Origin of the sequence: Serratia sp. CY76391 (assembly GCF_052166695.1) — a bacterium.
GTDB classification, from domain to species: Bacteria; Pseudomonadota; Gammaproteobacteria; order Enterobacterales; family Enterobacteriaceae; genus Serratia; species Serratia nematodiphila.
Window position 1 is genome coordinate 38,116 of record NZ_JBJNOJ010000009.1, and the last position, 13,755, is coordinate 51,870.

Genomic DNA, 13,755 nt, shown 5'->3' on the forward strand with positions numbered 1-13,755 from the left:
TTATTCTTCGCCCAAATAAGCCCGAATCACGTCCGGGTTGTTACGGATCTCCGCCGGTGTGCCCTGCGCCAGCGGCGTGCCCTGATTCACCACGTAAATGCGATCGGAAATGCCCATCACCAGCTTCATGTCGTGCTCGATCAGCAACACCGAGACCTTATGCCGATCGCGCAGCTCGACGATCAGATGATCCAGCTCGTCGGTCTCTTTCGGGTTGAGGCCGGCGGCCGGTTCGTCCAGCATCAGCAGCTCCGGTCGGGTCACCATGCAGCGGGCGATCTCCAGCCGACGCTGCTGCCCGTAGGCCAGGTTGCCCGCCGAACGGTTGGCCATCGATAGCAGGCCGACGCGCTCCAGCCACTCCGCCGCGCGCGCCAGCGCCTCGGCTTCGGCGCGGCGGAAGGCCGGGGTTTTCAGCAACCCGGCGAACACGCCGCTTTTCAGGTGCTGATGCTGCGCCACCAGCAGGTTCTCAATCACCGTCATTTCACGGAACAGCCGCACATGCTGGAAGGTGCGTACCACGCCCATACGGGCAATGGCCTGCCCCGCCAGCCCTTCCAGATGGCGATCGCGCAATTTGATGGTGCCGCCGCTCGGGCGGTAAAAACCGGTCAGGCAGTTGAATACCGTAGTTTTACCGGCGCCGTTGGGGCCGATCAGCGACACGATTTCGCCTTCGTTCAGCGTCAACGCCACATTGTTGACCGCCAGCAGCCCGCCGAAACGCATCGACAGGCCTTCCACCTGAAGTAAAGGTTGAACGCTCATGCCTGTTCCCCCTTGCCCGCGTGAATGTCCGCCGCCTGCAGCTTCAGCTGCGGCCGTTTCATCGGCAACAGCCCCTGCGGCCGCCAAATCATCATCAGCACCATCAGCGCACCCAGCAGCAACATGCTGTATTCATTCAGATCGCGCATCAGCTCGCGCGACACCACCAGCAGGATCGCCGCCAGAATGACCGCGAACTGCGAGCCCATGCCCCCCAACACCACGATCGCCAATACGAAGGCCGACTCGACGAAGGTGAAGGATTCCGGGCTGACGAAACCCTGGCGCGCGGCGAACAGCGTGCCGGCAAACCCGGCGAAGGCGGCGCTGATGGTAAAGGCGGTCAGCTTGATGCGCGTCGGGCTGAGGCCCAGCGAGCGGCAGGCGATCTCGTCTTCACGCAGCGCTTCCCAGGCGCGCCCGAGCGGCATGCGCAGCAGGCGGTTGATGACGAACAGCGTCAGCACCACCAGCAGCAGCGCCACCAGGTACAGGAACACGATGCGATCGCTCGGATCGTATTTCAGGCCGAAGAAGTTATGGAAGGTATCCCAACCGCCGTCGCGCACGCTGCGGTTAAATTCCAGGCCGAAAAAGGTCGGTTTCGGGATCTGGCTGATGCCGTTCGGCCCGCCGGTGATCTCGGTATTGTTCAGCAGCAGAATGCGCACGATCTCGCCGAAGCCGAGCGTCACGATCGCCAGATAGTCGCCGCGCAGCCGCAGCACCGGGAAACCGAGCAGGAAGCCGAAGGCGGCGGTGACGATACCCGCCAGCGGCAGGCTCTCCCAAAAACCGAAACCGTAATAGTGATTCAGCAGCGCGTAAGTGTAGGCGCCGATGGCGTAGAAACCGCCGTAGCCGAGCACCAGCAGACCGGACAGGCCCACCACCACGTTGAGGCCGAGGCCCAGCATCACGTAGATCAGCGTCAGGGTGGCGATATCCACCGTGCCGCGCGACACCAGGAACGGCCAGGCGACCGCCGCGACGATGAGCAGAGCCGCCAGCAGCTTTTGCCGCGGCGTGGTGCCGTCGAAGCTCGGCAGCACGAACGCCGGGCCGGAGACCTTTTTCAGGCCCTGCTGCAGCAGCGGGCGCAACAGCTGGAAGAAAAAGACGATGACGCAGCCGATGCCGATCCACATCCAGCGCACTTCCGCCGCGCCGTGCACCACCAGTTTGGTGCCGTCCAGGCTGAGCTGCATGCCCATCAGGAACGACGCCATCACGAACAGCACCGCCGTGGCGATCAGCGCATTAAGCAGATTGAGTTTCATACTTTCTCAACCTCCGGACGCCCAAGAATGCCGGTCGGCATGATCAGCAGCACCACGATCAGCAACGCGAACGACACCACGTCTTTGTATTCGGTGCTCAAATAAGCGGAGGTCAGCGCTTCCGCCACGCCCAGCACCAGGCCGCCGATCATCGCGCCGGGAATGCTGCCGATGCCACCCAGAACCGCGGCGGTGAAGGCTTTCATACCGGCCATAAAGCCGATGTAAGGGTTGATGACGCCGTAGAACTGGCCGAGCAACACCCCGGCCACCGCCGCCATCACCGCACCGATGACGAAGGTCAGCGAGATCACCCGGTCGGTGTTGATGCCCAGCAGGCTGGCCATCTTCAGATCTTCCGCACAGGCGCGGCAGGCACGGCCCATGCGCGAATAGCGGATAAACAGCGTCAGCGCCAGCATCGCCAGGAAGGTCACGAGCCAGATGGTCAGCTGCATGGTGCTGATGGTGGCGGCGAAGCCGTTGCTTTCCCCCAGCACCCACTGGCCGGTGACCAGACTGGGCAGCGCCAGATCGCGTGAGCCCTGCGTCAGGCTGACGTAGTTTTGCAGAAATATCGACATGCCGATGGCCGAGATCAGCGCAATCAGGCGCTTGGAGTTGCGCACCGGCTTGTAGGCCACCCGCTCGATGCTCCAGCCGTAGGCGCTGGCGATGACGATCGAGACCAGGAACGCGGCGCCGATCAGCAGCCAGCCGACGTCGATGCCGAGCATCATCAGGGCGGCGATAACGATAAAGGAGACATAGCTGCCGATCATGTACACCTCGCCGTGGGCGAAGTTGATCATGCCGATGATGCCGTAAACCATGGTGTAACCGATGGCGATCAATGCATAGGTGCTGCCCAACGTTAAGCCGTTGAACATCTGCTGCAGAAAATAGAGGAGCTGCTCTGACATACTCTGAACCCTTGGCTGCGAAACCCGCCGGCGGAGAACCGGCGGGTAAAGGGAGACGGGGCCGGCAAGCCGACCCGCCGGGCGCAGCACGCTGCGCCCCACCCTAATCATTATGGCTTATTTGATCGGTGTGGACGTGCCGTTGGCATGCCACTCGAACACGCCGAACTCGAAGCCTTTCAGATCGCCCTTGTCATCCCAGGTCAGCGGCCCCATCACGGTGTCCACCGGTTTGCCGGTTTTCAGATCCTTAACGATGTCCGCCGGCTCCTGGCTGCCGCTGCGCTCCATCCCGGTGGTCAGCGACTGCAGCGCGGCATAGGTGGTCCAGACGAACGGGCCGGTCGGATCCAGCTTCTTGGCTTTCAGCGCATCGACGATCGGCTGGTTGGCGGGCACCTGATCGTAGCGTTTCGGCAGCGTCACCAGCATGCCTTCCGAGGCGGCGCCGGCGATGTTGGACAGCGAGGAGTTACCCACGCCTTCCGGCCCCATGAAGCGGGTTGTCAACCCGGCCTGTTTGGCCTGACGCAGGATCTGGCCCATTTCCGGGTAGTAACCGCCGAAATACACGAAATCGATATTCTCTTTCTTCAGGCGCGCCACCAGGGTGGAGAAGTCTTTGTCGCCGGCGGTGATGCCTTCGAACATCGCCACTTCGGTGCCCTGTTTTTTCAGGCTGTCGCGCACCGAGCGCGCCAGACCTTCGCCGTATTGCTGCTTGTCGTGCACCACGGCAATGCGCTTCGGCTTGATGTCGCTGAGAATGTATTTGGCGGCGGTCGGGCCCTGATCCGAATCCAGACCGGTGGTGCGCAGGATCATCTTGTAGCCGCGGGTGGTCAGATCGGCGTTGGTGGCCGCCGGGGTAATCATGATCACGCCTTCGTCTTCATAGATATCGGACGCCGGTTGGGTGGACGAGGAGCACAGGTGGCCGATCACGTAGCGAATGCCGTCGTTGATCACCTTGTTGGCGACCGCAACCGCCTGTTTCGGATCGCAGGCGTCGTCGTATTCCACGCCGACCAGCTTGTCGCCCTTGATGCCGCCCTTGGCGTTGATGTCGGCAATCGCCTGGCGCGCGCCGGTAAACTCCATGTCGCCATACTGCGCGACCGGGCCGGACATCGCCCCGACGATCGCCACCTTGATGTCTTTCGCCATAACCGCCTGGCTCATGGCCATCGCAATGCAACCCGCCAGCAGTGCCTTACCTGTTGTTAATTTCATCCGCAAATCCCCATCTGTCGTTGTGAACGTACCTGTTGTGTTTGCCTGCGCCCGATCGTTATTGACCGCTTTTGTTATAAGTAATAATGATTTAGGCGCTTTGTCGGCATTATTTTCTAATAAGACTTTATTTTTCATGCCATTAAACAGGAATTTTCTGCTGCAAATCAACTTCATCAGGCAGAAACAAGCGGTGTAAACAGGATAAAATTCGAATTAAATCTGCGCCGTTTACCTTGAGGCGTAGCGCGTTGTGCTGGTTAACAATCCCTTTACTAACTATTTACTCGGAAAATGCCCCGTGCAAAAAACATATTGCACAGTAATCGTACAGAAAAACTTACACAACGCTCTGCACAAGATCTATTACACTGTCGGCATCATTTAACTGCGCGGAAATTCTGCATGAAACTGACCATCGAGCGCCTGACCGCGCTGTCCCCGCAAGACCTTATCGATCTCGGTAAAATTTGGCCGCATCAGCAGCCGGAACAGTGGCAGAGCTGGTTGAGCGGCGGCAAGGCGCTGTTTGCCGCCCGCTTCAACGAGCGTCTGCTGGGCGCGGTGAAAATTGCGCTGCAGGATGACCGCGCCGAGCTGCAGGACTTGCTGGTGCGCGAAGTGACGCGCCGCCGCGGCGTCGGTCTTTACCTGGTGCAGGATGCGCAGCGTCAGCTGCCGCAGGTCGCTCACTGGCAGCTGTCGACCGCCGGCCTGGCACCGCGCGAACGCGGGGAAGTCGAGAACTTCATGCGCGCCTGCGGCTTCGCACCGCAGGGCGATCTCTGGCAAAAATGAAACGCCGGTTGGCGGCGCTGGTCTTGATTGCGCTGGGGCTGGCGGCCGCGTTCCTCGGGCGCCAGCAGGCGCTGCGCCTGGCCTCAGACTGGGATCAGCAGGTTTATGTCTGGCAGCGGGTCTGGACGCCGCAGCACGCCGATGCGCTGGCGCACAGCCGCGATCTGTTCGCCGGGCTGCGGGTGCTGGCGCTGCAGGTGCATCCACGCGAGGGCTGGCGGGAAATCCCGGCCGACCTGCGCTTATTGCAACAGGATGGCCGCCCGCTCTGGCTGGTGGCGCGCCTCGACGGCCAGCTGCCGCAGCTGGACCAAGAAGCCATTATCCAGCGGCTGCTGGCGCTCGCCCAACGCTGGCAGGCGGCCGGGCTGCACGTCACCGGCGTCGAGATCGATCATGACGCCGCCACCGCCCGCCTGCCGGGCTACCAACGCTTTCTGCAGCGGCTACGCCAACGGCTGCCCGCCGCTTTGCAACTCGGCATCACCGCCCTGCCCGCCTGGATCGGTTCACCCGGCCTGCCCGGCGTACTGCAACAGGCCGACAGTTCCGTCCTGCAGGTGCATGCGGTGCTCTCGCCGCAGCAGGGGCTGTTTGACGGCTCCTTGGCGCTGCGCTGGGTGCGGCAGTACGCCGCCGTCACACCGAAGCCGTTTCGCGTCGCGCTGCCGGCCTATGGCATGGCGCTGCTGGGATTTGATGCGCAGGGCGCGCAGGTGGAGAGCGAATCCTCGCTGCGCGTGGCCGGCAACGGCCGCGAACTGGCGGTCGCGCCGCAGCAGATCGCCGATTTTCTGCAAACGCTGGCGCAGCAAACGCCGCCCCGGCTGCGCGGCATTATCTGGTTCCGCTTGCCGCTGGCGGACGATCGGCGCGCCTGGTCGCTCGCCACGCTGCGAGCGGTGATCGAACGGCTGCCGCTGAATGTCGACTGGCAGGTAAAATTTAGGCCTCAGCCACAGCAAAACGGGCTGTATGATCTGATAATTCATAACAACGGGCCGGTGGACGCCCCGCTGCCGCAAGAAGTCATCATCCGCGCCGACGACTGCCTGGCGGCGGACGCGGTCGGCAACTACCGGCTGGAATCCGCACCGCAACGGCAACGCTTTATTCGCATCAGCGGCGATCAGCTGCGCGCCGGGCAATCCCGGCCGCTGGGCTGGCTGCGCTGCCAACAACTGACGCCAGGAGGCACCCTTGTCACACCTTGATACGCGCGCGGCACGGAACACCCGCCGCCTTCTTCCGCTGGCCATGCTGATCGGCGCCGCGCTGGCGCTGCCGCTGAACGGCTATGCCTGCGGCCCGGATTTTCCTAACCGGCTGCTGATCGACCGTAACGGCACCCTGCTGTATATGCCGGAGGGCAATTTCGCCTTCGAAGCCGGCCGGCTGGTGCCGGCGGACAGTCAGTTGCCGCACTGGCAGGCTCCGCCGCCGCCGATGCCGCCGAAACCGATGCCGCAATCGCCGGAAACGATAGCGATCGGCAAAATGCGCACCGCCAAAACGGTAGAAGAGGCTGACGCCGTCAATACGCAAGGGTTGTCCAACGCTGCGCGTCTCTATCAACTGGGCGCCGTGGCTTTCGCCAGCCACGATCCGCGCGCCGCAGACTATTTCCAGCAGGTGCTGAAGCTACCGGCCGCCGAGCAGGGCGATTGGGGGCTGCGGGCGCAGTATTCGCTGGGGCGCGTACTGATGGCGGACCACGGAACGCCGGTGAATGAATCCGGTGAAACAGCCCCCGCCGCCGAGCACCCGCCAAAAGCTGCGCTCGAACAGGCGCTGGCTGCATTCCAGCAGGTGATCGAACGGGTGAAAAACGGTACCGCCGATCCCGATCAGCTGGCGCTGAGCAGCCTTGGGCAGCAGGCGCGTATCCACCTGTGGCTGGGTGAGGTCGCCCCCGCCGCCCACCTGTACGCACAGCAGGCGGCGCAGGGCGATCCGAGCGGCGGGCAGTCGCTGCAGTACGTCTCCAGCTTCCTGGTCAATCCCGACCATTTGGACACGCTGAAGCAGGTTATCGGCGATCCGTTGATCCAACAGCTGGTGACCATTGAGCTGTTCGCCCGCAGCGGCAACCTGCAAATGGCGGATACCGACGGCAACGGCCGCTCCGCACAAATCATCAACCAGATCCTGACGCTGCTGGACGGCTCAGTGAAAAGCGGCTTCGCCGGCAGCGATCGGCTGGCGGCATTGGCTTACCGTTCGGGGCAGTACCCGATGGCGGCAAGCCTGCTGAAGAACGCCGGTGACAGCGGCCTCGCATGGTGGCTGCGCGCGAAAATGGCGCTGCGCGACGGCGACCTGAAGGCCGCCACCGCCGCCTACGCCAAGGCGGCAAGCGCGTTCCCCGCCGACGAAAGCTGGGGTGAACAGCGCAACGCCGACTTCGTTGCGGAAACCATCGTGCCCGAATGCCGGGTGGCCGGCGAACAGGCCATCCTGGCGCTGAACCGCGGCGACTATCTGCAGGCGATGGACCTGCTGTATCGCGGCAAGGCGCTCTATTGGGCCGACGTGGCCGACGTGGCAGAGCGGGTGCTGACCGTCGATGAGTTGAAAGGCTTTGTCGATAAGCACGCCCCGGCGCCGACAACACCGCTCAAGCCGATAAACCCGGACGACTACGGCGGCCAGCAGATCACGCCGGAGGTGCAGCTGCGCGAACTGCTGGCGCGGCGGCTGATGCGCGTCGGAAGAGCACCGGAGGCGCTGGCCTACTTCGATATCCCCAACTACCGGCAGGCGGCGCAGCAGTATGCCGACGAGCTGAAGGCCGCCAAGGACAAATCCGCCACACCGCTGGCGCGTGCGCAGGCTTACTATCGCGCCGCCAACCTGCTGCGTTCCCAGGGGCTGGAGTTTACCGGCTACGAAATGACGCCGGACTACGCCATCTATGGCGCCGGCTATTCCTATCTGGGGGATGCGTTCGATACTCGCGAGCTGAAGCACAAAAGTTGGATCGACAGCGCGGAAGCGGCACGCGCCAAGGCGGCGCTACCGGCGGAAGACAACCGTTTCCTGCACTATCGCTGGCAGGCGGTTGGGCTGGCGCAGCAGGCGGCCGATCTGCTGCCGCCGAAGAGCCAGGCCTATGCCGCCGTGCTGTGTAACGCCGCCAGCTGGGTTATCAAGCGCGACGCCAAAACCGGCCGGGCGCTTTATCAGCGCTACATCAACACCGGCACCCGCTACCCGTGGGCGGCGAAATTCGGCTACGACTGCCCAGCGCCAGACTTTGCCGCCGTGGCGCCATAGCGCCGAATTTCAGGCACTAAAAAGCCCGGCTTGCCGGGCTTTTTTATCGAATCTCGCATCGACTCAGGCTTCGATCGCCATTTTCAGTTTCTTCATGGCGTTCTTTTCCAACTGGCGCACGCGCTCGGCGGAAACGCCGTACTGATCGGCCAGCTCCTGCAGCGTCGACTTGTTGTCGTCGTCCAGCCAACGGGCACGAATGATATGCTGGCTGCGCTCGTCCAAACCTTCCAGCGCATAGGCCAGTTTGTCTGCGGCGTTGCTTTCCCAGTTATCTTCCTCGATGCCTTCGGCGAAGTCCGAGCTCTTGTCCTGCAGGTACAGCACCGGCGCCATCGACTGGCCGTCGCGGGCCTCGTCGTCCGGAGTCGGATCGAACGTCATGTCCTGCGCCGCCATGCGAGATTCCATCTCGCGCACGTCTTTGCTGGTTACGCCCAGCTCACGGGCCACCAGTTCCACTTCGTCCTGGTTGAACCAGCCCAAACGCTGTTTGGTTTTGCGCAGGTTAAAGAACAGCTTGCGCTGCGCTTTGGTGGTCGCCACTTTCACGATGCGCCAGTTGCGCAATACGTACTCGTGGATTTCCGCCTTAATCCAATGCACCGCAAAGGAAACCAGACGCACGCCGACTTCAGGGTTGAAGCGGCGAACGGCTTTCATCAGGCCGATATTGCCTTCCTGAATCAGATCCGCCTGCGGCAGACCATAGCCTGAATAGTTGCGGGCAATATGAGCGACAAAGCGCAGGTGAGACAGGATGAGCTGCTTAGCGGCATCCAGATCGCCCTGATAATGCAGCCGTTCAGCCAGCTCCCGCTCTTCCTCTGCCGTCAGCATCGGATAGGCGTTGGCTGCCCGGATATAGGCTTCCAAGCTACCTTGGGGTACTAAGGCTAAAGTTTGCATTTCTTTGGTCATTCAAACCCTCTCTATGAGAATACAAAATCATGCAGGTGATTATTACAGCGGGGAAATGATTGATTCTACGGCAGTTGCTGAAGCAAAAGCGGTTCCACACGCCGGGCACCTTAACATTTGCTGCAATTTTTGACCGTACTCCGCCCCAGAAGTTCACCCTTTTTTGCAAGCATTGTTGCTGACAATACGTGATGAGGGTGCAGGCCGATAGGGAATTTGTGCGCTAAGAAGAGAGGGATGGTGCTGACTTCGCTTGAGGTCACTCTTCTCCCGCAACGCGATCAAAAGCAGCAGGAGAAGAGTATACCAAAAAAATCTTACTGTGGTGTAAATCGGCGTAAATGTTGCACCGTCGCCAGCCAGGCGGCGATCCAGCCGATCATCGCGGAGATGATCAGCAGCAGCAGCGCCTCATCCCAGCCCAGCCCGTGCAGGGTGAAGGTGGTGCCGAATACCTTGGCTACCCCGGCGACCACCGACTCCAGCTGCCACACCAGCGCCCCGGACAGCACCAGCGACAGCAGCGCGCCGGCAAAGCCCAGCATCGCCCCGCCGTTGAGGAACGGCCGCAGGATAAAACCGTCGGTGGCGCCGATCAGTTTCATCACGTTGATGGTGTCGCGGCGGCTGAAGATGCTCAGACGCACGCTGTTGCCGATCACCAGGAACACCGCCACGATCATCAGCACGCCGATGATCGCCGCGATCTGGCCCGCCAGCCCGGTCAGCGCCGCCAGGCGGGCAAACCAGCTGTCATCCATACGCACTTCTTCGACGCCCTGCACCGCCGCCACGCGATCGCGCAGGGTGTTGAGGGTGTCCGAACTCTGGAAGCTCAGCTTCGGCGTGACGATCGCCACCGCCGGCAGCGGGTTCTCTTCCAGCATGTCCAGCGCGCCGCCAAAGCCCGACCAGTTGCGGAACTCGCCGCGCGCTTCTTCACGCGACAGGTAATTGACCTTCTCCACGCCGGCTTCCGCCTTGATGGCGTCGAGCACTTTCAGCGCGGCGTCGTCATCGAGCGATTTATCCAGATAGACGGTCAGCTGCGGCGTTGGATACCACTGGCTGGCCGCAGTGCTGACGTTTTTCCACACGATATAGCACACGCTCGGCAGCGTCAGGGAAATAGCGATCACCATCACCGTCAGCAGCGTCGCCAACGGCTGACGCAGCATGTCTTTGATGGCGTTCATCCAGGCGTAACGCCACTGTTCGCGCCAGCCGCCGCGCAGCGCCTTGCTCTTGGCGGTTTTTGCGTTATTGGCCATGGTGAGCGCCTCCTTGCATGCGGCCCTGGCTCAGCGTCAGGATGCGGTAATTGCGGCGGGCGATAAGCCCGGTGTCGTGCGTCGCCATCAGAACGGTCACGCCGACGCGGTTGAATTCTTCAAACAGGCGCAAAATGCCTTCCGACAACGCATCGTCCAGGTTACCGGTCGGTTCATCCGCCAGCAGCACCGCCGGCTTGTTCACCACCGCACGGGCGATGCCCACGCGCTGCTGCTCACCGCCGGACAGCTGAATCGGGAAGTTCTTCGCTTTATCCAGCAAGCCGACCTTGTCCAGCGCGGCGGAAACGCGGCGACGGATGTCTTCGGTGCTGGCGCCGGCGATGATCAGCGGCATCGCCACGTTGTCATACACCGTGCGATCCAGCAGCAGGTGGTGATCCTGGAAGATCATGCCAATCTGCCGGCGCAGGAACGGCACCTCGCGGTTTTTCAAACGGCTGATGTCGTGGCCGCCAAACCAGATGTGGCCGGCGCTGGGCCGTTCGATACCGCAAATCAGTTTCAGCAGGGTACTTTTCCCCGCGCCGGAATGGCCGGTCAGAAACGCCATCTCCGCCGGGCGCAGATGGAAATCAACCCCCTGCAGCGCTTGCCGTCCGCCCAGATAAGCTTTACTGACCTGTTCAAAGCGAATCATCCGTATTAATCCTCTCGGGCAAAAAGTGCCTCAATAAAATCGTCAGCCTTAAATGGCCGCAAATCTTCGATGCCTTCCCCGACGCCGATATAGCGGATCGGGATACCGAACTGATCGGCGATGGCGAAGATCACCCCGCCCTTGGCGGTACCGTCCAGTTTAGTCAGCGTGATGCCGGTTAAGCCCACGGCCTCATTAAATAATTTCGCCTGACTGACGGCATTCTGGCCGGTGCTGGCATCGAGCGTCAGCATAACCTCATGGGGGGCCTGGTCGTCCAGTTTTTTCATGACGCGGACGATCTTCTTCAGCTCTTCCATCAGGTGCGATTTGTTCTGCAGACGGCCGGCGGTATCGGCGATCAACACATCGATGCCGCGCGCCTTGGCGGCCTGCACCGCATCGAAGATCACCGAAGCGGAATCCGCACCGGTATGCTGCGCCACCACCGGAATACGGTTGCGTTCACCCCACACCTGCAGCTGCTCCACCGCCGCGGCGCGGAAGGTGTCCCCCGCCGCCAGCATCACCGACTTGCCTTCCGCCTGGAACTGGCGCGCCAGCTTGCCGATGGTGGTGGTTTTACCCACGCCGTTCACGCCGACCATCAGGATGACATACGGGGTTTTCCCGCTGACATCCAACGGCTGATCGACCTTGGCCAGAATTTCGGACATTTCCTCCTTCAGCTTGCCGTACAGCGCTTCGGCGTCTTTTAGCTGCTTGCGGCTGGCGTGCTGAGTCAGGGAGGTGATGATCTTGCGCGTGGTGTCCACGCCAACGTCGGCGATCAGCAGCTGTTCTTCCAGCTCGTCGAACAGGTCGTCGTCGATCTTTTTACCGCGGAACAGCCCCATAAAGCCGGAGCCGAGGTTCTGCTTGGTCTTCAGCAGGCTGCGCTTCAGGCGCGCGAAAAAGCCCTCTTTGGTCGGGCGCTCTTGCTCTTGCGCAGCGGCCGGCACGACGGGTTCCAGAGGCTCTTCTTCCGCTTCCGGCTCTGGCTCAACGGCCGGCTCAGGCTCAACGACCGGCTCAGGCTCAACAATCGGCTCAGGTTCGACGACCGGCTCAGGCTCAACGACCGGCTCGGGCTCAACGACCGGCTCAGGTTCGACGACCGGCTCGGGTTTGACGACTGGCTCGGGTTCGGTGACAGGTTGCTGCTGCGCCGCCACCTGTTCGGTGACGCTGACGATCTCTTCGGCCAGCGCTTGCGCCGCCGGATGCTCGGCCGCCGCAGGCAGATTTTCCGCGATTTGCTCGCCGGCCTGACCGTTATCCCACTCTCCCGGGGTGTCGACGGAGGCGGCAGGTTCAGATTCCTGGGCGGGGAGCTTGTCGTCCAGCTTGGCGGCGACCGGTTCAGCCGGCGTCTCCGCGGCCTGAGGTTCCGCCTGCTCTACCGACGGCTCAGGTTGCTGTTGCTCTTCTTCCTTCTCCTTCTGGCCAAACCCCAGCCAGGAGAAAAACCCACGTTTCTTATCTTTTGCCATGTTATGACTCTACTCCGTACCGAAGGCTCGCTTACCCTCCATACCTGAAGGATATATGCTGACAATAATCCGCCGAGTCTATCACTTTCCCTCGCCCAGCAACACGCATCCGGCATGCTTTCCGGCGTGAAATCAGACAACAACGTTTTACCGTTCCCCCCGACGCCCGTCACCGGTAGAATAGGGACAACTTTTCGTTAACCTCGGCGGCCCCGCGCCGCGAAAGAAACCAAACAACGCTTATGACAAGACTCTCGCCACGGGCGGCGGCCAAAAAACCGCCCCAGGCCGCAGCCGGACAGATCCGCATCATCGGCGGCCAATGGCGCGGTCGCAAACTCCCGGTGCCGAACAGCCCGGGGCTGCGCCCCACCACCGATCGGGTACGCGAAACCCTGTTCAACTGGCTGGCGCCGGTGATTCAGGGCGCGCGCTGCCTCGACTGTTTCGCCGGCAGCGGCGCATTGGGGCTGGAAGCGCTGTCGCGCTATGCCGGCAGCGCCACGCTGCTCGAATTCGAACGGCCGGTGGCGCAGCAGCTGGAAAAAAATCTGGCGCTGCTGCAGGGCAAAGGGGTGGTTATCAACACCAACGCGCTGAGCTGGCTGGCGGGCGATGGCCAACCGTTCGACGTGGTGTTCCTCGATCCGCCGTTTCGCAAAGGCCTGCTGGCGGAGACCGCCCTGTTGCTGGAGCAACGCGGCTGGCTGGCCGACGAGGCCTGGATCTATGTAGAAGCCGAGGCGGAAAGCGCCGCGGCGGACGTGCCTGCCAGCTGGCAGCTGCACCGGGAGAAGGTCGCCGGCCAGGTGGCCTATCGCCTTTATATTCGTTCGCAAGAGAAAACCGACCATGTTGATTAATCTGGGCCGCCTGCTGATGCTGTGCGTGTGGGGCTTCCTGCTCTCTAACCTGTTCCATCCGTTTCCCAAGCCGCTGAAGTATTTCATCGACGTGGCGCTGTTCTTTATGGTGGTGATGCACGGCCTGCAGCTGGTGCTGTTGAAATCCACCCAGCCGAAGGATCAGCCGATCAGCTACTGGCAAGAGGCCAAGATCTTTATCTTTGGCGTGTTCGAGCTGCTGGCCTGGCAAAAGAAACAGCCGCCCATCAAGAAGAAGTGACCG

13 protein-coding genes are annotated in these 13,755 nt (G+C 61.9%); 5 read left to right on the plus strand and 8 right to left on the minus strand.

Annotated features, from left to right (window positions below; translation table 11 throughout):
- From livG to ACJ8PN_RS17345, 4 genes are all read right to left on the minus strand, one after another.
- Window positions 1-771: a high-affinity branched-chain amino acid ABC transporter ATP-binding protein LivG gene (gene livG, locus ACJ8PN_RS17330; protein WP_015376291.1), complete on the minus strand. Its 771-nt coding sequence runs from the start codon at window positions 769-771 to the stop codon at window positions 1-3.
- The gene (locus ACJ8PN_RS17335; RefSeq protein ID WP_049241602.1) at window positions 768-2,051 is read right to left on the minus strand and encodes a high-affinity branched-chain amino acid ABC transporter permease LivM; all 1,284 of its coding nucleotides are present in this window, start codon (window positions 2,049-2,051) and stop codon (window positions 768-770) included. Before ACJ8PN_RS17335 ends, livG begins: the two co-directional genes overlap by 4 nt.
- A complete protein-coding gene (gene livH, locus ACJ8PN_RS17340) occupies window positions 2,048-2,974 on the minus strand; it encodes a high-affinity branched-chain amino acid ABC transporter permease LivH (protein WP_015376290.1) in 927 nt (308 codons plus the stop codon). Before livH ends, ACJ8PN_RS17335 begins: the two co-directional genes overlap by 4 nt.
- 117 nt (window positions 2,975-3,091) lie before the next feature.
- Window positions 3,092-4,207: a branched-chain amino acid ABC transporter substrate-binding protein gene (locus ACJ8PN_RS17345; RefSeq protein ID WP_442535117.1), complete on the minus strand. Its 1,116-nt coding sequence runs from the start codon at window positions 4,205-4,207 to the stop codon at window positions 3,092-3,094.
- Between the two features lie 405 nt (window positions 4,208-4,612).
- Here ACJ8PN_RS17345 and panM point away from each other — a divergent pair, with 405 nt between their 5' ends.
- Genes panM through ACJ8PN_RS17360 form a run of 3 tightly spaced genes read left to right on the plus strand, consistent with a single transcriptional unit; the run spans window position 4,613 to window position 8,281 of the window.
- Window positions 4,613-5,005, plus strand: a complete 393-nt coding sequence (gene panM / locus ACJ8PN_RS17350; RefSeq protein ID WP_015376288.1) for an aspartate 1-decarboxylase autocleavage activator PanM — start codon at window positions 4,613-4,615, stop codon at window positions 5,003-5,005.
- The gene (locus tag ACJ8PN_RS17355) at window positions 5,002-6,219 is read left to right on the plus strand and encodes a DUF3142 domain-containing protein (RefSeq protein ID WP_442535118.1); all 1,218 of its coding nucleotides are present in this window, start codon (window positions 5,002-5,004) and stop codon (window positions 6,217-6,219) included. Before panM ends, ACJ8PN_RS17355 begins: the two co-directional genes overlap by 4 nt.
- Window positions 6,220-6,262: 43 nt before the next feature.
- Complete coding sequence (locus ACJ8PN_RS17360) at window positions 6,263-8,281, plus strand: hypothetical protein (RefSeq protein ID WP_442535139.1); 2,019 nt, start codon at window positions 6,263-6,265, stop codon at window positions 8,279-8,281.
- A 63-nt stretch (window positions 8,282-8,344) separates the two neighbouring features.
- Here the strand turns inward: ACJ8PN_RS17360 and rpoH are convergent, their stop codons facing one another.
- The 4 genes from rpoH to ftsY form a co-directional block, all read right to left on the minus strand.
- Entirely contained in the window at window positions 8,345-9,202 is an 858-nt protein-coding gene (gene rpoH / locus ACJ8PN_RS17365) for an RNA polymerase sigma factor RpoH (protein ID WP_004934345.1), read from the minus strand.
- A 317-nt stretch (window positions 9,203-9,519) separates the two neighbouring features.
- A complete protein-coding gene (gene ftsX, locus ACJ8PN_RS17370) occupies window positions 9,520-10,473 on the minus strand; it encodes a permease-like cell division protein FtsX (protein ID WP_004934340.1) in 954 nt (317 codons plus the stop codon).
- Complete coding sequence (gene ftsE, locus ACJ8PN_RS17375; RefSeq protein WP_004934337.1) at window positions 10,463-11,134, minus strand: cell division ATP-binding protein FtsE; 672 nt, start codon at window positions 11,132-11,134, stop codon at window positions 10,463-10,465. The genes ftsX and ftsE overlap by 11 nt, the downstream gene beginning before the upstream one ends.
- A 5-nt stretch (window positions 11,135-11,139) precedes the next feature.
- Window positions 11,140-12,627: a signal recognition particle-docking protein FtsY gene (gene ftsY / locus ACJ8PN_RS17380; RefSeq protein WP_442535119.1), complete on the minus strand. Its 1,488-nt coding sequence runs from the start codon at window positions 12,625-12,627 to the stop codon at window positions 11,140-11,142.
- A gap of 242 nt (window positions 12,628-12,869) precedes the next feature.
- Between ftsY and rsmD the strand changes: the two genes are divergently transcribed.
- Both rsmD and ACJ8PN_RS17390 read left to right on the plus strand, forming a co-directional pair.
- Window positions 12,870-13,490: a 16S rRNA (guanine(966)-N(2))-methyltransferase gene (gene rsmD / locus ACJ8PN_RS17385; RefSeq protein ID WP_015376284.1), complete on the plus strand. Its 621-nt coding sequence runs from the start codon at window positions 12,870-12,872 to the stop codon at window positions 13,488-13,490.
- Entirely contained in the window at window positions 13,480-13,752 is a 273-nt protein-coding gene (locus ACJ8PN_RS17390) for a DUF1145 family protein (protein ID WP_004934327.1), read from the plus strand. Before rsmD ends, ACJ8PN_RS17390 begins: the two co-directional genes overlap by 11 nt.
- Window positions 13,753-13,755: the final 3 nt, after the last annotated feature.